General features: G+C 67.2%; 27 protein-coding genes and 2 pseudogenes. 11 read left to right on the forward strand and 18 right to left on the reverse strand.

From position 1 onward, the window contains the following. The 4 genes from ACWEFJ_RS37615 to ACWEFJ_RS37630 form a co-directional block, all read right to left on the reverse strand. Window positions 1-208 (reverse strand): hypothetical protein (locus ACWEFJ_RS37615; RefSeq protein ID WP_449716697.1); only part of this gene is annotated, 208 nt, incomplete at its 3' end. Window positions 209-617: 409 nt separating this feature from the next. After that, complete coding sequence (locus ACWEFJ_RS37620) at window positions 618-1,589, reverse strand: hypothetical protein (RefSeq protein WP_449716698.1); 972 nt, start codon at window positions 1,587-1,589, stop codon at window positions 618-620. Then, window positions 1,568-2,491 carry a hypothetical protein gene (locus ACWEFJ_RS37625; RefSeq protein ID WP_449716699.1) on the reverse strand — a complete coding sequence of 308 codons (924 nt, stop codon included), beginning with the start codon at window positions 2,489-2,491 and terminating at the stop codon, window positions 1,568-1,570. The genes ACWEFJ_RS37620 and ACWEFJ_RS37625 overlap by 22 nt, the downstream gene beginning before the upstream one ends. Before the next feature lie 97 nt (window positions 2,492-2,588). After that, window positions 2,589-3,854: an ISL3 family transposase gene (locus tag ACWEFJ_RS37630; protein WP_449716700.1), complete on the reverse strand. Its 1,266-nt coding sequence runs from the start codon at window positions 3,852-3,854 to the stop codon at window positions 2,589-2,591. A gap of 206 nt (window positions 3,855-4,060) precedes the next feature. Here ACWEFJ_RS37630 and ACWEFJ_RS37635 point away from each other — a divergent pair, with 206 nt between their 5' ends. From ACWEFJ_RS37635 to ACWEFJ_RS37655, 5 genes are all read left to right on the forward strand, one after another. Further along, complete coding sequence (locus ACWEFJ_RS37635; protein WP_449716701.1) at window positions 4,061-4,606, forward strand: hypothetical protein; 546 nt, start codon at window positions 4,061-4,063, stop codon at window positions 4,604-4,606. Window positions 4,607-4,959: 353 nt separating this feature from the next. Next, the gene (locus ACWEFJ_RS37640; RefSeq protein WP_449716702.1) at window positions 4,960-5,118 is read left to right on the forward strand and encodes a hypothetical protein; all 159 of its coding nucleotides are present in this window, start codon (window positions 4,960-4,962) and stop codon (window positions 5,116-5,118) included. 327 nt (window positions 5,119-5,445) lie between these two features. Continuing rightward, on the forward strand, window positions 5,446-5,694 hold the full coding sequence (locus tag ACWEFJ_RS37645; protein ID WP_449716703.1) for a hypothetical protein: 249 nt from the start codon (window positions 5,446-5,448) through the stop codon (window positions 5,692-5,694). 101 nt (window positions 5,695-5,795) lie between these two features. Next, entirely contained in the window at window positions 5,796-6,278 is a 483-nt protein-coding gene (locus ACWEFJ_RS37650; protein WP_449716704.1) for an RNA polymerase sigma factor, read from the forward strand. A gap of 77 nt (window positions 6,279-6,355) precedes the next feature. Further along, entirely contained in the window at window positions 6,356-7,480 is a 1,125-nt protein-coding gene (locus tag ACWEFJ_RS37655) for a hypothetical protein (protein ID WP_449716705.1), read from the forward strand. A gap of 85 nt (window positions 7,481-7,565) precedes the next feature. Here ACWEFJ_RS37655 and ACWEFJ_RS37660 read toward each other — a convergent pair whose 3' ends face one another. From ACWEFJ_RS37660 to ACWEFJ_RS37680, 5 genes are all read right to left on the reverse strand, one after another. After that, a complete protein-coding gene (locus tag ACWEFJ_RS37660) occupies window positions 7,566-8,126 on the reverse strand; it encodes an IucA/IucC family C-terminal-domain containing protein (RefSeq protein ID WP_449716706.1) in 561 nt (186 codons plus the stop codon). Further along, on the reverse strand, window positions 8,024-8,329 hold the full coding sequence (locus ACWEFJ_RS37665) for a hypothetical protein (protein ID WP_449716707.1): 306 nt from the start codon (window positions 8,327-8,329) through the stop codon (window positions 8,024-8,026). The genes ACWEFJ_RS37660 and ACWEFJ_RS37665 overlap by 103 nt, the downstream gene beginning before the upstream one ends. A gap of 144 nt (window positions 8,330-8,473) precedes the next feature. Continuing rightward, window positions 8,474-10,852 (reverse strand): S8 family serine peptidase, encoded by a 2,379-nt coding sequence (locus ACWEFJ_RS37670; RefSeq protein WP_449716708.1) that lies wholly within the window; start codon window positions 10,850-10,852, stop codon window positions 8,474-8,476. A gap of 1 nt (window position 10,853) precedes the next feature. Next, entirely contained in the window at window positions 10,854-11,846 is a 993-nt protein-coding gene (locus ACWEFJ_RS37675; protein ID WP_449716709.1) for an AAA family ATPase, read from the reverse strand. 198 nt (window positions 11,847-12,044) lie between these two features. Next, window positions 12,045-13,115: an integrase core domain-containing protein gene (locus ACWEFJ_RS37680; RefSeq protein ID WP_449716710.1), complete on the reverse strand. Its 1,071-nt coding sequence runs from the start codon at window positions 13,113-13,115 to the stop codon at window positions 12,045-12,047. Window positions 13,116-13,313: 198 nt separating this feature from the next. Between ACWEFJ_RS37680 and ACWEFJ_RS37685 the strand changes: the two genes are divergently transcribed. After that, window positions 13,314-13,760, forward strand: coding sequence for a hypothetical protein (locus tag ACWEFJ_RS37685; RefSeq protein WP_449716711.1), 447 nt, complete (start codon window positions 13,314-13,316; stop codon window positions 13,758-13,760). Window positions 13,761-13,788: 28 nt separating this feature from the next. On the opposite strand, the pseudogene ACWEFJ_RS37690 reads toward ACWEFJ_RS37685, so the two are convergent. Then, window positions 13,789-13,926: pseudogene (locus ACWEFJ_RS37690) on the reverse strand (IS5/IS1182 family transposase); the annotation flags it as partial. Window positions 13,927-14,070: 144 nt separating this feature from the next. Here ACWEFJ_RS37690 and ACWEFJ_RS37695 point away from each other — a divergent pair. Both ACWEFJ_RS37695 and ACWEFJ_RS37700 read left to right on the forward strand, forming a co-directional pair. Continuing rightward, window positions 14,071-14,349 (forward strand): hypothetical protein, encoded by a 279-nt coding sequence (locus ACWEFJ_RS37695; RefSeq protein ID WP_449716712.1) that lies wholly within the window; start codon window positions 14,071-14,073, stop codon window positions 14,347-14,349. A 279-nt stretch (window positions 14,350-14,628) separates the two neighbouring features. Continuing rightward, window positions 14,629-17,127 carry a tetratricopeptide repeat protein gene (locus ACWEFJ_RS37700; RefSeq protein WP_449716713.1) on the forward strand — a complete coding sequence of 833 codons (2,499 nt, stop codon included), beginning with the start codon at window positions 14,629-14,631 and terminating at the stop codon, window positions 17,125-17,127. Window positions 17,128-17,827: 700 nt separating this feature from the next. Here ACWEFJ_RS37700 and ACWEFJ_RS37705 read toward each other — a convergent pair. Next, window positions 17,828-18,145: a hypothetical protein gene (locus ACWEFJ_RS37705; protein ID WP_449716714.1), complete on the reverse strand. Its 318-nt coding sequence runs from the start codon at window positions 18,143-18,145 to the stop codon at window positions 17,828-17,830. On the opposite strand from ACWEFJ_RS37705, the gene ACWEFJ_RS37710 reads away from it, so the two are divergent. Both ACWEFJ_RS37710 and ACWEFJ_RS37715 read left to right on the forward strand, forming a co-directional pair. After that, the gene (locus tag ACWEFJ_RS37710; protein WP_449716715.1) at window positions 18,090-18,482 is read left to right on the forward strand and encodes a hypothetical protein; all 393 of its coding nucleotides are present in this window, start codon (window positions 18,090-18,092) and stop codon (window positions 18,480-18,482) included. The two genes, ACWEFJ_RS37705 and ACWEFJ_RS37710, sit on opposite strands and share 56 nt — an antisense overlap. Before the next feature lie 4 nt (window positions 18,483-18,486). Then, window positions 18,487-19,161: an NUDIX hydrolase gene (locus tag ACWEFJ_RS37715; RefSeq protein WP_449716716.1), complete on the forward strand. Its 675-nt coding sequence runs from the start codon at window positions 18,487-18,489 to the stop codon at window positions 19,159-19,161. A gap of 947 nt (window positions 19,162-20,108) precedes the next feature. Here the strand turns inward: ACWEFJ_RS37715 and ACWEFJ_RS37720 are convergent. The 6 genes and pseudogenes from ACWEFJ_RS37720 to ACWEFJ_RS37745 form a co-directional block, all read right to left on the reverse strand. Further along, complete coding sequence (locus ACWEFJ_RS37720; RefSeq protein WP_449716717.1) at window positions 20,109-20,402, reverse strand: hypothetical protein; 294 nt, start codon at window positions 20,400-20,402, stop codon at window positions 20,109-20,111. Between the two features lie 162 nt (window positions 20,403-20,564). Next, on the reverse strand, window positions 20,565-20,705 hold the full coding sequence (locus ACWEFJ_RS37725; protein WP_449716718.1) for a hypothetical protein: 141 nt from the start codon (window positions 20,703-20,705) through the stop codon (window positions 20,565-20,567). Beyond that, a pseudogene (locus ACWEFJ_RS37730) lies at window positions 20,685-20,759 on the reverse strand (hypothetical protein); the annotation flags it as partial. The gene ACWEFJ_RS37725 and the pseudogene ACWEFJ_RS37730, both read right to left, overlap by 21 nt. Next, window positions 20,753-21,157 carry a hypothetical protein gene (locus tag ACWEFJ_RS37735; protein ID WP_449716719.1) on the reverse strand — a complete coding sequence of 135 codons (405 nt, stop codon included), beginning with the start codon at window positions 21,155-21,157 and terminating at the stop codon, window positions 20,753-20,755. The gene ACWEFJ_RS37735 and the pseudogene ACWEFJ_RS37730, both read right to left, overlap by 7 nt. A 35-nt stretch (window positions 21,158-21,192) precedes the next feature. Beyond that, window positions 21,193-21,564 (reverse strand): transposase, encoded by a 372-nt coding sequence (locus ACWEFJ_RS37740; RefSeq protein ID WP_449716720.1) that lies wholly within the window; start codon window positions 21,562-21,564, stop codon window positions 21,193-21,195. A 3-nt stretch (window positions 21,565-21,567) separates the two neighbouring features. Continuing rightward, the gene (locus ACWEFJ_RS37745) at window positions 21,568-22,230 is read right to left on the reverse strand and encodes an IS630 family transposase (RefSeq protein WP_449716721.1); all 663 of its coding nucleotides are present in this window, start codon (window positions 22,228-22,230) and stop codon (window positions 21,568-21,570) included. Between the two features lie 339 nt (window positions 22,231-22,569). Between ACWEFJ_RS37745 and ACWEFJ_RS37750 the strand changes: the two genes are divergently transcribed. Further along, window positions 22,570-22,758, forward strand: coding sequence for a hypothetical protein (locus ACWEFJ_RS37750; RefSeq protein WP_449716722.1), 189 nt, complete (start codon window positions 22,570-22,572; stop codon window positions 22,756-22,758). Between the two features lie 12 nt (window positions 22,759-22,770). Here ACWEFJ_RS37750 and ACWEFJ_RS37755 read toward each other — a convergent pair whose 3' ends face one another. Then, window positions 22,771-23,421 (reverse strand): HNH endonuclease family protein, encoded by a 651-nt coding sequence (locus ACWEFJ_RS37755; protein ID WP_449716723.1) that lies wholly within the window; start codon window positions 23,419-23,421, stop codon window positions 22,771-22,773. Window positions 23,422-24,050: the final 629 nt, after the last annotated feature.

Below are 24,050 nucleotides of genomic sequence, written 5' to 3' on the forward strand. Positions count from 1 at the left end.
CACCGTCGGGTGACAGAATCCCGTCCAAGGCGGCAAGCTCGATGTCACGACCGGCGAAATCCCGCACCACCGCGGGCAATTGCCGCGGTACCGGTGCCACGTCCGCCCGCGGTTGCTGATACAGCACCACTTGGTCGATCGTGCCCGCCTGCACCACCGCACCCATCACAGTGCCACCGATCTGGTTGCGCACCTCCGCCTCGTCCACGGGCCCTAGTCTCACCCGACCCTGTCCCCGAACCACCCGCCAACAGCGCGCACCACCCAGTCGGACCACCCCGTAGGGTGATCGCCTGACGTAGCGGCAACGTTGTTATCCAGCCAGTGATGTGGTCGTAGATCGAGGCACCCCCTTGCGCACGTCGTGACCGGCTTTGCCGCAGTTGGCGCGGCCGGTGACGGCCCAGAGCTCGACCGCTTCGTCTAGATCGTTGACCTAAAGTGGGGTCGTTGCGGGCTCTATTCCTAGGCGCCTCCGCGAGCGGCACCATGTGGTCAATGTCCAGACTGCGGCTCTGCGGCACGTTCCGCGCTCTCCAACGGAGTTCCGTCATGACAGAGCTGTCCGCTGCTGAAGCGGAGTTCCGCACGGCGTCCGCGCGACCAGTGGCTGGCGGTCATCGGTAGGTGCCGATCGTGTCGACCTTGAACCAGGTGTGGGTGCGCGCGACGTCGAGCAGTGGAGGCGGCACCGTCGGGGACGTCTGCGTGGATACGTACGCCAGCCGAGGGCGGGACGAGGGAGGGACAAGCCGTCTCCCTCGGTATGCGAGGAGTGCACCGACGACGCGGTCAGGCTCGGAGGTTACGTCGGTGAGACGATCGAGCCATCCATAGATGCCGATGCGTTCTGCGGCATCCGCCACCGCGTAGCGTCGTTCAGAGGGAAGCCGTGTGAACTCTGCTTTCCATTCTTCGAACAACAGCGTGAGCACTGTCGCGTGTCCGACGCACCACAGTGCCAGTACCCACTCGGCACGGGCCAGGTTTCCGTCTCCGGTCGGTTCCCCCGCGGAGTCCGCATACGTGTCGATGAGTTTAAGTTGGTCGCGCCACCACTGCGCGTCCGCGGCCTTGGCTCGGCTATCGGCGATCAGGGTCACGGGGTGGGAGTCTGGTCCGAAGGCCGTCGTTGGCTCTGCAGGCCGGGTGAAGGCCAGTCTGTTGGGCGATGCGGCGCCGACTATTGCGGTGAGTGAGGCCAGCCAGCATCGGCCGACCAGGTCGATCAGTGCCGAGGCGATGTTGGCCCACGGGAAGGTGCTGCCCTTCTCCCCTGCCTTGAAGCGGCGCAGTTCGGCGATGCTGGCGAAGGGCGAGTCGGCTTTGCGCAGACGCGCGGCGGCTTCCCTGCGCCGGCGCTGGAGTGTGGTGTCGTCTTCGGTGAATCCGACCTGCGAGGCGGTGAGCAGCCCTTGGGTGCCGAGCGCGACCGCAATCTGCGCGGGAAGCGAGCGAAGTGAGACAACATCGGGGCACTGGCCGTCGACCACGGCGCGGATGAGGTCGGCTTCGAAGCGTCCTCCCGGGGTCGGGATCAGACCGGTGTCGAGTACGCGGCGTGCGGTCAGCGGCCGGGACAGGTCCAAGCCGTCGAGGTCGAGTTCGGCGCGCCGGCTGCGCCCTCGCAGCTGGCAGCCACCCGCAGCCACGCGTCCCTGCCGGCGGTGTCCGCGGCGCGTACCTGCTGCGCCCACCATGTGGCGAACGCTGCCCGTTGGCCAAGGAGGTCACGCAGCACTCGCACACGGCGAGGGTTGTCGGGATCGGCGGGGTTCGCGGCCATCTCTCCTGTCAGGCGCATCCAGGTCGGGTCTTCGCCGTCTGTAGCGGGCAGCCGGGAAAGCTCCGGCAATGCCACGATCTCCCTACGCCCCAGCGCGTCGAGCAGGGTGTCGAGGTTGTGGTCTGCGCACAGGTAGCCCAGTACGTCCCGGGCCTTGCGGGGGCGGCTTGCGAACACTCCGTCGGTCAACAGTGTCCAGGCCGCCACGACGGAAGCGGGGGAGCCATTGTCGGCGAGTTCGTCTCGGACGCCTTCGGCCAGGACGTAGACGGCCTCACCTTCGGCGTTGCCGCCGTAGAACCGCGCGGTATTGAGCCAGTAGGGCCTGCGCAACAGTTCACGGAAGACGGTGTTGCGGTCGAATCCCGCGGTGTCTTCCCCTGCATACCGGTACAGGAAGCGGGCAGCGAAGTACTCCCGCAAAGACAGCACCTCGAACTCGAAGGTTCCTTCGAGTTTGCTGGTCAGTGCCCAGAGTCGGAGGCTGGCGGCCTCGAACAGCTCGTCCACGACCGTTTCCTGCTTGCCGTAGGCCCGCTGGAAGTGCCGGATGGTGGCCTTCAGGTCGACCACCGACATCCGTGCGTTCACGGTGGAGGCTTCACTACGGGCCTGGAGGTACCAGCCGAGAAACGGCACGATCTCACGCAACTGCTTCTGGTGCTTGCGGACCGAGTCCGGGTGCTTATTGGCCTCGCGCGCCAAGAGCAGGTCAACGTAGGAGTCGTAGAGTTCGGTGCGCTGGGTAGGCGTGGCCTCGCCGTGCTTGTGGAGCAGGTGCCGGTCATGTTCTCGGGCTTGCTCATGATCCAGCTCGCGACCCGGCGGACCTTCGGTGCCGGTGGCGCCGGTTCGGGGACGGGCGCACCGGTACGGAAAGGCGCAGGTAGTCGCGCACGATCTGGTACCGGCCACGGTAGCCCCGGGCCTTGATCTCCTCGAACAGCAGCGTCGCGTTGACGCAGCCTGCGTTCGACCGTTGATCCAGGTAGGGCTTGAACTCCTCGAGCAGGCTCGGTCTGCGGCCGGTGCCGTCATTGGCCAGCAGCTCGTCGACACCGGTGGCGCGGACGAAACGACGTACCGTTCCTTTGGCCAGCCCGAGTTCAGCGGTGATGGCCCGAAGACTGAGACCTTCGCCGCGCAACCGGTGCACCGCGGCGTAGCGCTCACGGGTGCGGACGGCGATCCGATCGGTTCTTGCCCAGGTGTTCGTAGGTGTCGGTGCTGTCTGTGTCGATGAGGGCGGTGCGGCACCGGGCGGTGTGCCGATCACCGACGTGACGAACTCGGGTGATTGCAGGCAGGCGCGGTGTCGGGCGACGGTGCTTTCGACGGCGGTGACCAGGTTGTTCCAGACATGCCACCGGTCGGCGACCTGCAGCGCTTCCGGTGCGCCGAGACGGGCGCCTTCGGCGTACGCGCCGGCACGATCCCGGCACACGATCTCCACTCCCGGATTCGTCCGCAACCACGTGGTCAATGTCTCGGCGGTGCGATCGGCGAGTACGTCGACCGGACGGCCCGATCCGATGTCGATCAGCACCGTGCCGTAGGCGTGCCCGCGCCGCAGCGCGAAGTCGTCGACGCCCGGCACCCTTACAACACCCGCCAGCGGGTCCGGCAGCGCCCGTACCAGCCGCACCAGCGTCATCCGGCTCACGTCCACGGCCACGTGAGCGGTCAGCCGCGCGCCGGCCCGACCACCGAGCGCCAACGCGATGCGCTCCGGCACCCGCCCCAGGCCGACGCTGCGACGACCGTGCCTGGTGGTCACCCCGGCGACTCGCTCCACGAACGTCACCCGCACGCAGTGCTCGTTGCCGCAGAACAACCGCCGAACCCGCAGATGGATCACCGTCTCACGGCCACCGACCATGAGATCGGACAGTCGACGCTCGTAGCGACTGTGCACCCGGCGCGCCACGAACCCGCAGGTCGGGCACGCCACAGCCCGGTCGTGGGTGGCAGCCTGGATCCGCACGGACCGACCAGACGCGGACACCTTCTCGATCCGCAGGTCGCGCAGGTGAGGGAACACGACACCGAGCAACTCCGAGATCGACACGCAACATGATCAACTACCAGCGCCTCGTCACGGAAACCGTGCCAGATCCAGTTTTCACGCGTCGTCGACAGGCGCGCTCATTTTCGGTGCTGGCCCGGCGAGCGCTTACTCAGGTCCCGCGACCCTGCGGGGTTTCAGAACTCTGCACTGAGGCGATGAGCTGCGGTGATCGCGCACCACGAGCTATAGGAGCATGATCGTGAGGCGTGGCGCTACGACTGCTGTACCTGATCTTCGCCCAGGTCCTCGGCTGGTTGGTTCTGCTCGGCCAGCCATCGACGGCCAAGGACGCGGAGTTGCTGGTGCTGCGACACGAAGTCGCAGTGCTGCGCCGAACCAACCCCCGCCCGCGGTTGGACTGGGCCGATCGCGCGATGCTCGCCGCGTTGGTCCGACGCCTACCCGCCTGGTTACGGCAACACCGTTTGGTGACACCGGGGACCCTCCTGCGATGGCACCGACGCCTGGTCGCGAAGAAGTGGACGTACCCGAGCCGCACCGGCCGACCTCCGATCGACGACACGGTTGTGGCGTTGATCGCGCGGATGGCCCGGAAGAACGCCGGCGAGCACGGGTGCCGCCTGGAGAACGCCCGAAACGTCCACATGGCGGCCGTGCTCAACGGACGGCCGCCGGACCCGACGCCCGTGGACGAACCGCTGGCCACGCTGGACCGCTACACCCACGCCGCGCTGACGACCGGGCGGGTGGAGCTGCCGGGTCGGTCGGTGCACGCCGGGGTGTGGTTCTGACTGCTGCGCTCTTTGCTCGACGAGGTCAGCCTGGCCGCGTCCACCCTGCGCACACACGCCCGGAACACCCTGGAGCAGGTGTGGACGGCCACCGGCCTGCCGGAACGGGGCGGGCTGCGCGTCTGGCGGCCCTACGAGCACCTGGACTGGGAGGTCCAGCAGGCGATGCTGCTCGCCGCGGCCACCGCGCTGCGTCTGGTGGCCGAAGGCGAGATCGTCCCGTGTGGCAGGCTCGGCCCGGCGCTACGGACGGGCCCGCGCCAGTACGTCTACGACGGCGACCGGCCCGGCGCACCACCGGGCGCGTGGACCGAGGCGAGGGGAGAACTGGAGGAGGTGATGAGGAGGCGTGCGTGGACCGCGACACCGCCCGGCAACTGCTGGCCCTGCTCACCCGCCGCTGCCGCACCCGTGACCGCTTCGAGGAGACCCGCTCCCATCTGTTCGGCGCCGGCGTCCCCGGCGAGTTCCTGCCCACGGCCAGCGAACTCGGCCGCGCCGACTTGACCTGAATCCCGCCCGTCAGCGCCATCCGTTGCTGTCGTCAAACAACTGATTCTCGACACCGGCTGTCCGCGGAGCCGCTGTCGATGTTCGAAGTCGTCTGTACGGCTGAGCCAGCATGTGTCGTGGCGTGCGGCGGAGTCCTGACCTGCGCGGCGTGCCGGCGTCCTCTGCGCCACAGTCACCTTGACCGGCCGGGCTGTCGGGTCGGTGTGCTGCTCCGTCCGGGTGATCTCGGGTTGATCGTTTTCACGGTGGGGGTGTCGTCGTGCTCTCGACTGTGACGCCGGCAGGGTGCCGGTGGCGGGGGCCGAGGCTCCGGGACGGAGTGGATCGTGGTGGAGACCGTGGTGTGGGTGGTGGCGCCGCAGGTGCTGGCGCTGCTCGGGGTGGCGGCCCGGCTGTGGTGGCGGGCGGTGCGGGAGCGGCGGCGTCAGGAAACCCTGCGGGAGCTCGCGGGCAGCCTGACCGGCGGCACCGGTGGCGCGGTGGAGTTCGACGACGTGCGCGGGGACGGCAGCCGGTTGCGGGTGCGGCTGGTCGTGACCGGCACCCCGCAGGAGCCGGGGCGGGAAGTTCGATGAACGAATCGGAACAGGACGATCGCGGGCGGCCCGCCCGGTCCCCCGCGACGGACCGGGATGCCACGCCGCGACAGGTCACGGGGACAACCGATGGATGGGACATGGAGTTCGCCGCGTTCTACCGGGAGTGGACGAAACCGCTGGTGGGGTTTCTGGTCGTGCAGGGCGCGGGCGTGGCGCTGGCGGCCGACCTGGTCCAGACGACCATGGCCACGCTCTACCGGCGGTGGCCGGAGGTCGGCCATCCCCGCGCGTGGGCGTACGTCACCGCGTCCCGCGCGCTGGTGAGGGCGATGAGCACGGTGCGAGAGACCCCGACCGACGACCCTGAGCCACAGCCCTCGCCGCTGCTGCGCACCGGCGCGACGAACATCGAACTGTGGGAACAGCGGCACGACTTGATCGAACGGATCAGGCGGTTGCCATCCCGGCAGCGCCAGGTGATGGCCTGGACTCTGCACGAGCACACACCCGCGGAGATCGCCGAACGGCTCGGCCTGTCGCGGGAGGCCGTGCGGTCCAACCTCTACCAGGCCCGCAACACCCTCAAGGCCTGGCTCGCGGGACAGGAGGACGACCGGTGAACGAGCACATCGACGCCCCGGAGCTGGACCACCGCCTCGCCGAGGACCTGGCCGCCCTGCACGCAGACCTGGACCGGGTGCTGGACCTCGACGCGGGCCTGGCCGACGCCACCCTGCCCGCCCGCGCCCACGCCTACACCGACGACCTGGACCGGGTACTGGACCTCGACGCGGGCCTGGCCGCCATCCTGCCCACCGCCCGGCCGACGGACAGGACCACCCGGCGCGATCCCGTCACCGCGCCGTCCAGCGACCGCGACACCGAACCGGCCACCGCGGAACCGCGCGAGGTGGCCGAGTTGCTCCGCTTCGCCCGAGCCCTGGCCTCCATGCCCGCCGCCGACCGACTCCACGCCCGCCTCTGGCTGCCACGACAGGCCATGTCCACGATCCGACTGCTCGTCGACATGGGCCATCTCACACGAGAGGACCTGCGCGTCCGTGCCACCGCCCTCCCCCACGCTCTCGACCGCGCCCGCGCCCGCGCCCGCTCCCTCGCCCGCACCCGCAACCCTGTCCGTGTCCGCGATCTCGATCTCGATCTCGATCTCGACCTGACCCGCGCTCTCGATCTCGCCCGCGACCTCGCCCGCGACCTCAACCTCACCTTCGCCCGCGAACGCGACATCGCCCTCGACCTCGACCTCACCCGCGGTGCCCTCGACCTCGCCCACGGCATCCTCGACCTCGCCCGTGTCCTCTCCAGCGCCCGTGACCGCGCCCGCGCCCGTGCCCGCGCCCGCATCTTCGACCGCGCCCGCGGCTACGACCACGACCTCGCCCGTGACCTCGCCAGCGCCCGTGACCTCGCCAGCGACCTCGTCCGCGACCTCCACCACACCCTCGACCTCGCCCGCGCTCTCGCCTTCCCCCACATCAGTTCTCCTGGAGGCACAGCGTCGCGGACGCAGTCCGCGTTCGTCCGTGCGGTGACGGCGGACCAGGCAGCGGAAGACCTGCGCGAGGAGGAGATCCTGACAGCGATCGAGATCATGGATCGGGTGGTCTCGGACGTAGTGGGAGCAGACTTGGGCAATGCCGACCTGACCGGTATTCCGCTGGAAGGGGTGCGGTGGTCCAGCACGACGCGATGGCCGCCCGCCTGGCGGGATCGGGTGCACCGGATGTCGGTGCAGATCGGCCCCGACCTGTGGGAGGTCGGCCGCCGAGGCGTTGACTTGGACCACTTCGTCACGACCTGACCGTGGCTGTCTTCAAACGACCCTTTGACGACAGCCACGTCGCACCGACCGTACTGGGGAGGTGATCACCATTGGTCCAGCGGGGTCACCAGCCGTCCGCCGGGGGCACCGGCACGACGTCGTGCAGCGGGTTGGGCAGGGTGCCCGTCCTCGGTACCGGTGGTCGGGTGGTCAGGTCCTGGTAGCCCACGGTGATGCGGTAGCCGTTGAGCGGGTAGCGGAGGAACTGCGGCGAGGTCAGGGAGCCCGCGTCCATCCGGTCCGCCAGGGTGGGGAAGCGGGCGCGGTAGGCGTCGACCTCGCCCCGGACCAGGCCCCAGAACCGGTCGTGGTCCAGCGGGTACAGGGTGGACAGCGGGCGCAGGACGCCGAACAGCAGGGCGTCCACGGTGTACTGGCGCAGCACGGGCCACGGCTTGCGCGGCAGCACGGGGTCGTGCGCGTCCGGCTCCACACCGCGCGCGGGCACCCGGTCCACCGACACGTTCACGTCGTCGACCAGGTCGAGCAGGGCGACGCGGACCGGCACGTGGTCGTCGGTGATCACGACGACGTTCTCGCCGTGCGGGTTGACCGTGATGCCGTAGGTGTAGAGCACGTGCAGCAGCGGCCGGAGCAGGGCGCGCAGCAGCGCGGCGAACCACACCGCGGGTCGGTCCGGCCGAGGTACTCCAGCACGAGCGGCCGGCTGGCGCGGTCCACGTGCAGCAACGCGGCCAACGACCACGAGCGCTCACCGGGCCGCAGCGCCACCGGCTCGCGCCAGATACACCCCATCGTCTCCAGCCACTGGTACGGCACCGCGCCCGCACGCGACAGCTGCGGGTGCCGGACGGTCACCGACGCCACCTCGCCCAGCAGCTGCGTGCCTCATCCGGACGGCAGTGGGCGGCACGGCACTAGAACTCGCGGGTGGCCACGCCTGGTTCGGGTTTTTGGCGGCCGGGCAGTCAATCAGGTCGAGCACGTCGAGTCATTGCTCACCTGTTGCTGTCAGGTTGCAATGGTCGTCGCCGTCGCGACCTGAATTGCGGTGTAAACATCGATGTCCTGCGTTCCGAAGTCGATACTGACAATCACTGCGTAGGGGATTCGCTTGGTCTTGGTTACCTCGCGATACTCCCACCAGCCGAGTGCCGGGTACACGGCGAGCAACCGGTCGCCTGCCAGCTGGCTGGCTTCAAGCCCTACGTAGTCATGCTGCATGGTCCCCCGTCCCCGCAGTTGGGGACCGATGGTCCAGCTGTATCCGGACGTCTTGTCGGTGTCGGTCGACGAACCGCGAGCCAGCCGGTTAATCCTGCGGCGCAGATGGTCCTCGGTCTCCGCAGGCCCCTGGATCTCCCATTTCAGGCGCCCACCGGCGTAACGCTGCCCGGCCAGGTCCTCGGTAGGCTCCACGAAGTACGCCAAGGTCACCGCGAGACGTACCTTGGCCTCGGCGTGATCGCTTAGTACATTGTCAGGCAAGGGGATTTGCAGCATTTGGGCCTGCCGCGCGCCTGGGGCGAGCGAACCTTCGTATACGAAAATCGGACGGTTGCTGTCGGAACCGCGTGCCGCACGCAAGTCTGGTACGCCGTACCCAACAGCCCTCAACCGGTCCTTGCGGTCGGTGAACTGGGTGGTCATGGCCGGGGTCCACCGTGCGCTATGGACGTACAGAGCGCGCAGGGCCGCCGGCCCCAGCGTCGGCTGCTCGCGGGCGAGAACCGCGAGGTCCGCTGCCGCCGAAGCGGCAGCTGGGCTTGTCGCATACGTCTGCGTACTGAGCTGCCCGACGGCGTGCCGATTGCTGGTCGTCCACAGAGACAAGTGCTCGGCACCGACGTTGGGCAGTCCACCGCCGGGAGCTATGTTGCCAGCTTCCTTCACAATCTCAGGTTTGATCGGGCGGCCGCTCCCGCCCACGTCGCTCGTCGCGTAAGGGCTGAGGCCGCCCAGCGGGGCCAGTGAAGGCGGATACGCCCCCGTGCCGGGCGCGGGCGCGCCCACCAGCGCGGTGTAGCCGCCGACGGTGAGTGCGTTCCACGCCTGGGCCGGCTGGCACATCGGCTCGCCGAGGTTCGTCGCCGGGTAGTCCTCGGCATCGATCGCCATCCGCTCGACCGGCACATTGCCAGCGGCCACGACGATCAGGCGGCCGGCACCGTCGTTCCAGGCGAGCTGATCGACACCGATCGACCAGGCAGTGCGCAGCGCTGATGGGTTGTCTGCGCCGACGCTGAGGCTATGAACGACCGTGGCGCCGTCGCCGTGGGTTTCCGCTTCGATGATCGAATTCTCGGTGCGGGCCGCCCACAGGTCGGGGGCGTCGTCCTGCGGGCGGCTCGACGGAGTGGGGATCAGCCGCATCCCGATGAGCCGGTTCTGTGGGCGGAGCCGTCCGGCAACAACGTCCTGCAGGTAGCCCGGGTAGGTCGCGATGCCCGACATCGCGGTGCCGTGACCGTCCCGGTCGACCGGATCCGGTTCCCCGGGGACCACACTGCCGGTTCCGGCGAGCACCGGCGCCAGGTACGGGTGTGTGGGACTGGTGCCGGTGTCGTGGACGGCGACGATCGCCGCGTTCTCGGGCGGCGGGTCCACGGCGACCGGCGGAGCCGCGGACTCCTCGCCCTGCAGCAGGGCTTCCACTAGCCGCACCCGCGGCGCCAGGTGAACCTCGTAGACCTCCGGGACGAGGCCGGGCAGTCCCGCGAGGACGTCGCCGGTCAGGCGTGCGAGGAAGATGTCCCGTTCAGTCCCCTCGAACCGGGCGGGAACCCCCAAGTACCCGCCCAGCTGGGCGAGCCACTGAATTTCCTGCGCGACGCGGTCCCGGTCCTCGGGGTTGTCGAGGCGGCCGCCTCGGGTCCACAGTTCGACCCAGTACGCGTCGTTCGGATCGATGTCGGACGCGTCGAACTCGCCCAGGCTCAGGTCGGCCAGCGTGGGCACCCGAAGATCGCTGATCCGCGCGATCAGAGCCTGCCCGGCTGGCGTTCCCGATTTTGTGTCGGTATCCCGGTAGCGCTCAATCTTCCGGCGCAACGCCCTGGCATCGGTGCGGACGTGCACCAGCGCCTGCCCCTGGTCGACGGAGACGAGGACGGCGTGAGAGCGCTTGTCACCAAGGCTGCCAGCGACCTCGGCCAGATCCGCCGCACCGTCTGCCGCGATCAGCTGCCCTTCGCTTCCGGGCGCGCGCGTGGCCGTGGCTTTCCTGGCTTGCTCGACGGCATCCAGCGAGCGCAGCAGGCGTGCCGCATGCTGCTGCCTGGTCCTGGCAGGCGGCGGACGCCGCTTACCGCCCCCGAAACCGCGGTAGTCCTCTTCGACGGCGCGGCCGACCCGGATCAGCGGCAGCCCGGTCCGGATCACAGATGCCACCTCACAGACTGTTCTCCCGCGGACGCGAGGTCAGTTCACTGGCAATGTCTTCGACTGGGGGGTGCTCACGATCACCGAGGATCGCGGCTTTGCGGGCGTCATCCACGGCTGCTTTGACCTGGGCGAACGAGAGTCCCTGACTGTTCTCGGAGAGCCGCTTCAAGTCGCTGTCCGCGACGGGGAACGATCTGAGCAGCCGACGCAGCAGGGTCGTGATCGCTGCGGGAGTCGGTGGAGGGAATTCGAGCACGTCGTCGAACCGGCGTAGCAAGGCTGGGTCCAGCGCCCGGCCGAAGTTGGTGGCGGCGATGATCAAGCTGTCGCTCTCGTCCGCGTCGAGCAACTGCAGGAAGGTGCCGACCACGCGTTTGGCTTCGCCGACGTCGAGGTCGTCGCCGCGGTGCTTGCCCAGCGCGTCGAACTCGTCGAACAGGTACACCCCTCGCACTTGCCCGATGTGCTCGAAGATGTCGGTCAGTGTGGCCGCGGTCTCGCCGAGGTACCGACTGAACAGCACCTCAAGACGGACGCGTGCCAACGGCAGCTTCAGTTCACCGGCCAGCGCGTGCGCGGCCATCGTCTTGCCGCAGCCGGGCGGACCGTACAGCAGGAGCCGCCTACGGGCCCGCAGGCCATGCTCGGCCAGGCGGCTGGCCATGCGCTGTTCGTCCAGGACGCGTTGCATACCGGCATGCAAGGCAGGAGGCAGAACGAGATCAGCGAGACGAACCTCGCTGTAGCGGACGTCAAGCACGTCATTCAGCTCGCGCGGCGCGCGAGCGAGCTGAATCGCCCGTCCCTGCGCAGCACGATTCGCCCGTTCGGGTTCCAACTCCCTGGCCTCGGCCAGCAACCCACGCAACCGGGCCGCTTGCCTGGTGTGCCCGGCCCGCGACTCGGCGGCGATAAGCTGGGTGAGAAGGTTCCGCCACCGACGTTCGTCACCCTGAGTATGCGCACGCACCAGTTCAGTGATGATCTCAGCCGTCGCCATGTCGATACCTCCCTTCGCCCTGATCTTCCCCTGAGTTACATCATTGCATCTTGACTCCACGTTACGAAGGATGTGAGAACCGTGGCGGCAGCTGCCGCCCGTGCGTGCCGGGTGGACCGCGCTGATCCAACCTGGGCGGGGCGCGAGGGTCCACGCCCTGCCGGGTGTCAAAAGCCAGTCACATGGTCTGACCTGCGGTTAGGCTACTGCCGGTTCGTACTCGTTGTTGAGGCCGCCGAGGACTGCTCGACGGCGTATCGAGATGTAGTCCGGCTCTGCGATCGGGTGGTCCGGTCGTGGTGGGGCGAGTTGTAGTGCTTGGTGTGGTCGGCGATGGTTGTAGTGGGCTGCGTAGCGGTCCAGCACCGTGCGCAGGTGGCGTTCGTTGATGACGAGCAGTCGGTCGGTGACTTCACGTCTGACGGTTCCGACGAAGCATTCGGCGTGGGCGTTGGCTCGCGGACACCGTGGTGGGATCTTCACGACCTGGATGCCTGCGCCGGAGAGGACCGCGTCGAACGAGGCGGTGAACTGGCCGGCTCGGTCGCGGATGAGGAACCGGAAGCCGTCTGCCCGGTCACCGAGGTCCATGAGCAGGTTGCGGGCTTGTTGGGCGGTCCATGGGCCGTCGGGGTTCGTGGTGACGCCGAGGATGTGGACGTAGCGGGTGGCGACCTCCATCACGAAGAACGCGTAGACCCGATTGAGGGTGACCGCACAGTCGACGTGGAAGAAGTCGCAGGCCAACATGCTCGCGGCCTGCGCGTGCAGGAATCGCCGCCAGGAGGTGTCGGTGTCGCGCTGGGGAGCGGGTGGTATCCGCAGGCGCCTGAGCACGCGGCGAACCGTTGCAGCGGCTACCCGGTGTCCGAGCTTGAGCAGCTCACCGTGGATCCGACGGTAGCCCCACCCGGCGTTCTCCCGGGCCATCCGCGCGATCAACGCCACAACCGTGTCGTCGATCGGAGGTCGGCCGGTGCAGCCCGGGTGCGTCCACTTCTTCGCGACCAGGCGTAGGTGCCATCGCAGGACGGTGCCCGGTGTCACCAACCGGTGTTGCCGTAACCAGCCGGGCAGGCGTCGCACCAACGCGGCGAGCACCGCGCGATCGGCCCAGTCCAGTCGCGGGCGAGGGTTGGTCCGGCGCAGCACGGCGACCTCGTGCCGCAGTACAAGTAACTCCATGTCCTTGGCCGCGGAGGACCGGCCGAGCAGCACCAGCCAGTCACCGAGTCGGACGAAGATCAGGTACAGCAGTCGTAACGCCACATCTCACGATCATGCCCTGGTGGTCCAGCGTGCGCGATCGTCGCAGCTCAGCATGCAAGTGCAGAGTTCTGACACCCCACAGGCGCGGAAGCGCCCGATCCTGACGAGCAGGAGCTGCAGGTCGGGGAGTTCTTCGACCCGTACCACCCGCGGGCCAGCATCGCCGACGGCGACCGGATCGTCGTCAACGCGGCCCAGGTGCTCGACAACATCGCCCTCGCGATGGAGCGCCTGGACGTCGACATCGAGACGCCGATCAGCATCGAGGAGGACGTGGTCCCGCTCGACGAGCTGCTGGTGCTCATCCAGAGCATGGCGATGGGCCCCACCCTGGCGGTGCACGTGGTCAACACCGCGATGCGGATCATGTCGGCCCGTTACCCCAAGGAGCTGGTCCGCTCGCCTCTGCCGCCCCAGTACGACCTGCGCAAGATCGTGCCGGTGAAGATGGACGACCGGGAGCACGACACCGCCAAGGCCCTGTTCAACCGCAGGACCTCCGCCAGCGGCGACTTCACCGAGGACGACGTGGCGCAGGACCTGGCGCCGCTGCCGGCCAACGACCAGCTCCAGGTTTTCGTGGCCCTGTTCTTCATGTACGGCAACAAGATCGGGGCGATGAAGTACACGACCGGTATCGCCTGATGCGCGTCGACCGCCGCACCGGATCCGCCCTGTCCGCCCAGCACGGGATGTCGTGTGATGTCAGAGCTTCGATGATGCCGTGGGTGCGGGCCGCGGTCAGGTCGTGGGCCGAGCCGGGCAGTGCGGGTGAGGTCCACAGCAGGCGTCCGGCCGGGTCGGCGAGAACCGCTCACCGACGCGCCGCAGGCGACAATGCGGACACCGCGCTCGGATTGGTGTGTTCCCGGCGGCGGGCGTCCCCGGTCGGGCACCCGCTTCGCTCGTGCCGACGACGGGCTGTGTCGTCGGGTGTGGCGTGCCGCGTCGCCCGGTGGTGGGAATCGAGGTCCTGTCGACCGGCCGCACCCTTGCACACCTCGTCGGTGAGAGCACACCGCCCGCTGCGGTCGGCATCTCCGAAGACCTGCTGGCCGATCACCTCCGCGTCTGGGGCCGAAGCACCCACAAGTTGACCGCCCGGCGCAACCTCGCCTTCTGTCGGGTCGAGACCGGGGACACCGCCCGTGCCGTCGCCGAACTGGTGGACGTCCTGGCCGACCACCCCTGGGATCATGAGCCCCGATCACGCGAACACCCGGCTCACCCGTGACCGCCTGGACAGTGGCGAGCGGTCCTCCATGCCCAGCCGCCATCGTTCTGAAACCGACGACGGCATCCGGGAGGTCCTCGACACCACCCCAGCGAACTGCTCCGGCCGCGTATGGCCGGTGTGTGAGTCGTCGCGGATCACAACGTGGGTAAGGGCCAAGACTCGGGTGTCGACTCGAGGGGTGTGCGAACATCACGACCTCGTCGTGGTTTGCTTGTTGCGAGGGCGAGGGTGTGCAACCTGATGAAGTTGGCCAGATAGCTGTCCTTTGAGGTGGAAGTGGCGATCACCAGGACGAAGAGTCGACGCGGGCGTGTGTTGGAGCAGTTGGCGCGACGGCCGCTGCTGATCGGAGTTAGTGGAGTAATCCTCGGTTTTGCGGGCCTTCTCTTCAATCTCTACCAGTACGTCGCGGGATCGTTGTTGCTGATCATCGGAGGCGTGATCAGCGGTGTCGCCGAGCGGCGTAAGCGGCGAGCCGTGAGCACTGTCGGCGAGTCACTCGATACCAAGTCGACAGATGCTTCGGACGATGAAGCAGCGGGATCGTCCATCTGGTCAATCCCCAAACCCGTGAGAACGTTCACCGGACGCTCGAACGAACTCACATGGCTGCGTCGTCAGCTTTCACGAAGCCAGACGTCCGCTGCTGTAGTGGCTTTGCACGGCATGCCAGGATTGGGAAAAACGCAACTCGCGATGGCCTATGCGGAAAGATTTCGTGCGAACTTCGAGATCGGCTGGTGGATCACCGCATCGAACCGGCTCTGGGCGTTGGCCGGTCTGGCTGAACTCGCTCACTGTCTGGGTCTGGCCACCGAGGATCAAGAACAGGACCTTGCCGCGGAAGCAGCAGTCGCGGCACTGGCACGGCGCAGTGATTGGCTGCTCATATTCGATGACGTGGCGGATCAAACAACCCTAACCGGATTGATTCCCGATGGGCTCGGGCAAGTTATCATCACTTCGCGTAGCCCGGCTTGGGATGCCCTCGCCATCACGAATGCCATTCCTACACTCGGCGAACGCGACGCGGTGAAACTCCTCCTCGCCCACAGTGGTGATAACGACGTCTCAGCAGCAGCCGATCTGGCCGAGCAACTGGAAGGACTGCCGCTGGCTATCGCGCAGGCGGGCACCTACTGCCGTTTCCGCGCGGTAACCTTGAGTGAATACCGCAAAAGATTCCAAGCGGGCGTTGCGCGCCTAATGGGGGAGGGTGATGCAAGACCTTATCCTGTCTCTGTAACCGTTACCGTCGATTTAGCGGTGAGGCAACTGCTCCGTAAGAGCGTAGCGGCCGTGCAGCTGCTTCGCATACTGTCGTTTCTTGGACCTGAAGCCGTGCCTCGAGACCTCTTCGCGCACCGGGCCACCATGCTTCCCTCTGAGCTCGCACGTGCTGCTCGTGACACGCTAGATCTTGACAGGCTGGTCGAGATGCTCGTAAACACATCGCTGGTCAGCCTTGACCGCCCCGGCTTCATTCGTACTCATAACCTCGTTCAAGGCATCGTCCGTTCAACCGCGACCGCGTCCGCTACGTCGTTTGCGCAACGACTAAAAAACCTAACCCGGTTTCTTCGCGACAGTAGTTCACGCTGGACCGAGAAGCGCTGGATCGATGCGGTCTCCGACCTCCTGGTGCGAGCCTTTCCTGGTGATCTAGGCGACCTCCGAAACTGGGATCGGTGCGTGGTAATGGCTCCGCACCTCGCAATGTATATCGAACATGCGACTCGTGTTAAGTCCGACTTTCGGCATCTTGATGCGGTCAGTAATGTTCTGGCAGCCTATCTTCACGATCGCGGAGAGTATCCTGCTGCCCGTGTTCATTTCGAGCGATGCCTGCGCCTTCGGCAACAAGCCTTCGGGCCGCGGCATCCCGATCTCTACGGGCCCATGTATCAACTGGCGGTGATCGCATATCGTCTTGGTCAGTTCATCGACAGCGAGCGACTTGTGCGTCAACTTGCCGATTCGGCTCGGCAAACCCTGGGGCCCGATCATCCCGAGACACTCAATGCCGAGATGCAACTCAGCATTGTCCTGAGCGAACTCGGTCACCTCGATACGGCGAAGATGATAGCCGAACGCGTTCATTCCGTTTGTCTCGATGCGTACGGGGCGGAACATCCGGACACGCTAAGGGCGGAACACGCGCTAAACTGTGCACTGGTGGAGTTGACCGACGATCGCAATGAAGTCGTTAAGCACTTCACCTTCGCCGTCGACCGGCTTAGTGACGAGTTCGGCGACACACACTTCAGGGCACTAAAAGCCCGACACAACCTTCATCGGGTGCAAGCGGAAGCGGGGGATTATAGTGATGCGAAGCGAGGATATCGGAAACTCGTTTCTATCATGAGTGATACCTATGGTTTAAAGCATCCATTCTCGCTCTATGTTCTGCATAATGTCGCGAGAACCTATTGGCTGGAAGGTCACGATCTGGAAAAGGCAAGAATCGGTTTCGAAGAAGTCCTCGTCGCGCGCGAGCAGGTTATCGGCATCGATCACCCTAAGACGTTGACCACTCGCCACTATCTCGCCCGTGTGCTGGCGGCACAAGGACACCGAAACGCGGCCGAAATGCACCTTCGACAGGTCGCCGATGCTCGCACTCGCACACTAGGGGCGGACAATCCCTACACTTTGCAGGCGCTCGACGATATCGAGCGGCTAGTGACGTCGGGCACTACAAGCCGTCACGGTCTGAACGCGGTGCGCCGCTTCAGGCCGGACCTCGCGTCCTCCGTGGAAGTGGATACAAAGTAAAATCTGCAGACCCTGTCAATTTCCATCGAACCGAACGGTGTGATGGACTCCTGCAATGGAACTGGGAGCAGATTCCGACCCGGTGGTTTGTATGGGCGCGTTGTACTCGCTGGGTCGTCTGGGTCCAGGCCTGCTGCGCAAAGTTCGACTGGTCAACTTCAACCGCTACATGGTCGGTTCGAAGGACCTGATAGGCAAAGACCAGAGTAGGCATCCGGTGGCCGGGAGAATCAGGACAGTGGTTCGACGGTGGCGCGCCGGCTGCGACCGCGTCACCCTTTCCACCTCGCTGCGTCGCGTACATGGTCAACGGAGGAGTTGACTGGCTTTACCAGAAGATCAGCGGATGACACTTCGCAGTCCTGCCCTGCGGGATCGTGCACGTAGATAGTGAGGTTGTCGGACAGCTGAATTCCGTGTGCCGCTCGGCGAGCCAGCTTTCTTGCGCGCCGGGACCGGCGCTGTTTGCCGCTATTCGACAGGGCTCGTCGTACGGTCGCCCAGCGTGAGGGTGAGAGAGCGGTCGCTGCGGTCGCCAGCCCGTGCCAGTGTTCCGGTCGGTGGTCGAGGACCTTGCCGAGCGCGCTCAGGACCTCTGCCGGGATGCCGCTGGACGGGTGCGGTGGCGGTTCCGGGTGGTCTTCGGAAGGGACGAAGGTGTAGTAGTCGTTCATTGGCTCGGAAGTGGTGCTGATCATGGTCAGTTCGCCTGGAGCGAGGCTGACCGGCTTGATGTGCGGTGCTCGCACCAGGCGCCCAGGGCGTCGGTCTCGACGAAGATGCGGGGACCGCCAATCTTGTTGATCCGAGCGCGCAGTTCGGCATATGCGTAGAACTCGGCGGGGTCGCGGAGCACGTCGGCCGCCATGATCAGGTCTGCCAGGTTGACCAGCCAGGTTCCGGTCTCGGGTACACCGTCCCGCTCGCCGCCGTCGGGCAGGTAGGTGGCGAACGGATCGCTGGTGGCCCAGCTCGCGAAGGACTGGGTCGGCACGGCGGCGGCGGAGGACAGCTTCATCAAGGGCAGTGGAAGCCTCTACGACCTCTCCGGGCTGGACTCGAACCGGTGGACGATCCTCGGGGTCGACGCCTTCGCACACAGCCACGGCGCGGAGCCGGACTGGACGGTGCGCGTGTACGCCGTCGACAGCCAGGCTCAAGAGGTGAAGTCGCACGACGACCTGACGGCGTTGGCGGCCAGCCGCGGCTCCGTGCCGGTCAAGGAGGTCCTGGTGCACGACGTCTCGTTCGACGACGTGATCAAGTGCATGAAGGTGGTGCACGTGCAGCTCATGAGTCCCGGCTTCCCCAAACTCGACGTCGTCGAGCGCGGGGACCACCCCGTCCAGAACTGACCCGGTGGCCTCGCGCGCCACGCGCACCGCGCCGGTCGAGGCGACGGCGCCGCCGATGGTCGGACTGTCGGTGCGCCTGGCGGTGCTCGCCGTGCGCGCGGCGGGGCTGCGGGTGCTGCTGCACACCGGCGAACAAGGTCCGGAGCTGCCCGGTGCGCCGCTGGACCCGGCGACGTCGCTGGACGACGCACGGGACGCGGTGTTCGCGCGGCACCTCGGCCTGGTGCCCGGCGCATACACGGAGCAGCTCGGCACGTTCGGCCCGCACCACGGCCGCGCTCAGGTCCCGGTGGCCACAGTGGCCTACCTCGCGCTGGTCCACGTCCCCGACGAGGTCGGGCCGGCCGGGTCGACGTGCTGGGCGCCGATGGACGCGGTGCCGACGGGCGTGGCCGCCGCAGTGGTCGAGGCGGCGATGCGGCGGGCACGGACGAGGTTGGAGCACACGCCGGCGGGGACGGCGTTGTGTCCGCCAGCGTTCACCGTGGCGCAGCTGCGCAGGGCGTACGAACAGGTGTGGGGCTGCGACGTCGACCCGCGCAACTTCCACCGCAAAGTCACCGGCGGAGAGGACTTCCTGGTGGCCACCGGCGACCAGGGCCGCGACCGGGGCCGACCGGCCATGCTGTACCGGCGGGGGAGCGCGGAGAGGCTGCACCCACTGCTGCGGCGCGAGTGACGGGAGCACCGACCGACGGTCGGACGGCTTCGCCGAGGCCGCCCAGAACACGACTTCGGCGGACGGTGCGTCCGCTCCGAAATGAGGGAACCCAGACGCACCGCCCGCCGGGTCGAGCGGACTCCCGGCAGCGTTTCCGCTGCTGAGAGCCGCTGTCGCCGTCCGTCCCGCCAGGCAAAGGAGGTGGCACAAACCCCGTCGACCTGGCTATAATCGTCCACAACCACATTTCAGAAAGACGAACAACTCAACGTCAGACCCCCCAGAGAGTCATCCGGGTTCACAAACCGGATCGGCGACCGTGGGGGGTCTTTCGCTGTGACGCCAAGGGTACATGCGCGTCACCCATTCGGCAAACCCCAATTGCGCACGCAGTAGTGCGCAGTAGCGTGCAGTAGTCCGACCGAGGCCGCGTATGCCCGGGAGCGCCGCCGACCGAGCGCCAACGCGCCGCCGACTGACCGCCGGCGGGAAGGACGATCGTGGACCACCGTCAGGTACCGTCAGGCATCACCGCAGGTCATTGACGCTCCGAGCTGAGCCGGCGCGTCAAGTCGGCACGCAGAACATCTACCGCGACAGAATTACAGTCTGATTGTTCTACAGATTGCCACAGCAATTGACAGCTTTTGACAGTCGCCGTAATTAAACGTGGTTCCACGCCGTTCCACGTGCTTCGTCTGCACTCCCCGACGCTCCACGAGACTCCACCACGTTCCGCTCGCGCTCCCTCAAAGATTGCTAGTCCGTAGATTTGACGATGCGCGCAGCTTTTGGCGTGACGATCGGTGATGATGTTCCTGGACTTCATCCGGCCTACAACGCAGGTTCGTCACCGCGTGCGCGTCGACGGGCGACGGCAACGTCCACACGGCCGACGACAACATGATGTCCGACCACCGGCCGGGGAGGCGGCAGGGCAGCCAACGATGTGTGCGCCGGTGGGTTCACAGCCGGTCGAGGCTGTGGTCCTGGCAGATGCCGACCAGGTCGGCGTAGTCGAACGCGTCGTTGACGAGCTCCGCCACGTTGGTGCCCGCGGTCAACGGGCCGGTGGCCAGGATCCGGGCGCCGCCGGGGTCGAGCTTGAGGTTGGCCGGGGCCAACTGCTCGTCGATCGCATGGTGGTAGAAGTGCTCGATCGCGGTCACGTCGTAGTCGCCGCGCTCGTCGGCCAAGTGCGCGGCGACGGCCTCGACCACGGAGTGCTTGTCGTAGAACTCGACCAGGTCGCCGATCACGGTTCCGGCGGCGGGGTCTCGTGGGGCGGGTCGTCGGTGGGGCGGGTCGTCGATGGGGCATGCCGACCTATAGGGACGTCGGTCATAGGCGTCATGGTCCAGGCCAGGGGCTCCACCCGATCGAGACACCCGACCGCTGCGGTCTTTCCTTCTTAACTGAAGTCACAGGTCGAGGTTGTCGAGTTGGCGTTGGACGCGTTCGGCGTCGGCGTCGCAGCCTTGTTCCCGGTACAGCTGCAGTGCCTCCCGCCACACCGCGCGGGCCTGCTCGTGCCGGCCGAGGGCGGTGTGGGGATGGCCCATGCTGTCGAGGGTGTCCGCGACCTGGTAGGCGTTGTCAAGGTCGCGGTTCAGGGTGAGGGCGTGGTGGTAGTGGTCGAGGGCCTGGTGGTGGTCGCCGGTGTGGTGGCGATGTAGCCCAGGCTGTCCAGGGTTTCCGCCTCACCGTCGGGGTTGTGGTGGTGTCGGTGCAGGGTGAGGGCGGCCTGGCAGTGCTCGCGGGCGGTGTCGAACTGGCTTAGGCACGCAGCGTGCCAGCCCACCGCGTTGAGCGCGTCGGCTTCCGACACCGGCTGGTCGAGGGCGCGGTAGAGGGCGAGGGCGTGGTGGGCGTGCTCCAGGGCCCGCCGGTCGTCCCCCCGTCGTTCCCAGGCGAACGCGAGCACCTGGTGGGTGTGGGCCTGTTCGGTGGGGTCGTGGTAGCGCACGAACAGGTCGAGGGCCCGCTTCAGGTGGGTGGTGGCCTGTTCGTGCATGCCTAGTGGTTGCGACCGTTAGTTCGTCGGGGTGATCATGCTGTCAGTGGTTGTGGGGCGTGGCGGTCATGGCGGCCGATCCGTGTGAGCAGCCGGTTGAGGTCGTGGCGGGTGAAGGTCCAGTCGAAGGGCTGGGCGGTGGCGTTGTAATGGTCCTGGAAGGACATCAGTCGTTCGGAGACCTCGTCGAGGTCGCCGAAGTCGTCGGGGGTGAGCGCTTTGCGCTGCACGGCGGAGAAGTAGATTTCCACCTGGTTCAACCACGAGGCGTGTACCGGTAAGTGGACCATGCGGGCGTTGGGGAAGGCGTCGTTCATCCGGGCAGCGGCGGCCCAGTTGCGGTGGGACGCCCCGTTGTCCACGATCCAGAACACGCGACGGGCGCCAGCGTAGGGCTCGGTGGTCATGACCTAGTCGACCAGGCGGGAGAACGGGACGATGCCCGTGGTGGGCTCGCAGCGGCCGATCACGCGGGCCTGGTGGACGTCGTAGGCGGCGAAGTAGGCCAGCGTGCCGCCGCGGGAGTATTCGGATTCCACCCGAATCGGCCGGCGCGGACCGGCGGGCAGTGTGTCGTGGAGCCGGTACCGGGCCTGCACACCGGGCTTCTCGTCCGCGCTGAGCACGAAGTCATTTTCTCCCAACGGTTCGCCATCGCAGACGCGGGCGTACAGGTCGAGCACCCGGGCCGCCTTGACCGCGAAGTACGGATCGCGCGGGAAGATCCATGAGCGGTGTTGCCACGGTTTGATCGCGTCGGCGGCCAACCAGCGGCGCACCGTGGAGGCCGACACCCGCTCGCAGACGCCGCGGACGACCGCCTCGCGGGCCAGCTCCGGGCAGCTCCACCGCGACAACGGCACCCCGGCCCCCGTGGGCAGTTCGCAGGCCAATGCCTTGACCTCCGCCACGACCGCGGCAGGGAAGACCCGAGGTCTCCCGCTGCGCGGCCGGTCGACCAAACCCGGAAGCCCTTCATTACGGAACCGCTTGCGCCACTTACGAACGGTGTCCTCGACGACCCGCAGTTCGCGGGCGATGCCAGCGTTGGAACGCCCGTCGGCGGCGGCCAACACGATCCGCGCCCGCATCAACCTGCCGATGCTCGGCCCGACCGCGCCGTGCCAGAGCCTCCAATGTCCGCCGATCCACCTCGTCCAGCGTGATCGCATACGGGCTCCGCACGGCCACTCAATCCACCCACTCCAAGATCGACTATGGGAGTGGGACGGTATCGGGCAGGATCGTGACCCATGGCCTCACCGCCCGAGTCGACCAAGGTCTCGCTGCGCCAACGCCTGCTGGCACGCGCCCGGGAACGCTGGCCCCAACTGGCCACCGTGCGGGTACGCCACCACGGCGCGTTCGCTTAGGTCACCGGCGACCTCGCCGACGGCACCACCCTGCAATTGTTGCGGTTGCGCTACAACGGATCCGCCACCACCTGGCGCTTCGCCATCTACCGCGCCAGCCACGACGACTACGAGGACTCGATCCTTCCCAGCGGCCACCCCTTCGGCACACCACAGGAAGCACTCGACTGCGCCTGCGGGCTCTACCTCAACGACATCACCGCCTGGCGCCAACCCCCGACGAACTAACGGTCGCAACCACTAGGCCGGTTCGACGTCAACCTGTTCGTCCGGGCAGTCCGCCGCCTTGGCGATCAGAACATCGCGCTCAACCTGGTCGATGGTCAGGCTCCAGCGGGTCTTGACCGACACCCACGCGTCGATGTAACGACACAGAGCCGCCTCGTAGGGCGGCAGCCACGTGGAGGGATCCTGATCAGCCTTCTGCCGGTTGGAACGCGCCGTCACCGCCCACAACGCCACCGGCTCGTCCAGGTCGTTGGCGTAGGCCTGACGTCGTTCGGCGGTCCACTCCCACGCCCCGCTGTCCCACGCCTCGGCCAAGGGCACCATGTGGTCGATGTCAAGACCCTGGGGTCCGTCGACGTAGACATCGTCGTAGAAGGAGTACCAACGCCCGCCGACGATGGTGCAGCGGCCGGTAATCTCCGGTGCCTCGACGGCCTCTTCCAGCAGGACCTCGGCGCGGGTGCTGCACCCGTCCTTGTCGGCGTCGATCCAGTGCCTGAACTTACTCCTCTCGTAGCCTTCCCGTTGCTCGTCGGCCACCGTCAACCGCTGCACCGCCACCGCAAGCGGCACCGCGTCCCGGGTGCGGTGTGCCGTCGCGTCGGCGTGCGCCGCGCCGGGCACCGCCGTCGCCGTCGCCACGCACACCACGGCCGCCGCCACGGCCCGCCACCACAACCGCATCCCCACCACATCCCCGTTCGTGTCCGACCGAGTCGATCCCGTCGAGATCAGCAGTACCGGTCCCCGCGCGATCCGGCAGACCCACACAAGGCACGGCACCCGACCGGGGCACCGGTTCACCCTCGCGGTTCACGACCCGAGGAACCGGCATGGCTGTCGGCAACGGTCGATCGGCGTGATTCGCACGGTCGCGACGTTGGTGGTCGGTTCGAGCCGCCTCTCGGTTCGACACGAATGACCGCTGATTACGGATCCATGGTGTCGCGCCACCCGCGCACCACCGCGTTATACCGACAAGTCGGACGACGGGCGTCCGACCGGAGTCACGAATGGCATGCCCGCGCGGATTCCGCTGTCGGGTGACCGCGGTGGTTGGTCGTGCATCGCACAGGCGTCTCGCCGGTGTCACGCGTCTCGGTGGACGTGGCCCGAATGTTGTGACCGTCCGTGGCGGTGCGCGTCCCCCGCAGGTGGTCCTCGGGTGCGATGGGCTTGTCCGGCGTTGGCGGGATTGGGACTTCACCCCGGATGTTGGACACGGGGTTATGCGGCTGGGGTCAGCGTAGCCGGTGTCGAAGTAAGGCTGTTCTCGTAGTCGATCGGGGACA

It is taken from the genome of Actinosynnema sp. NPDC004786 (assembly GCF_053601135.1).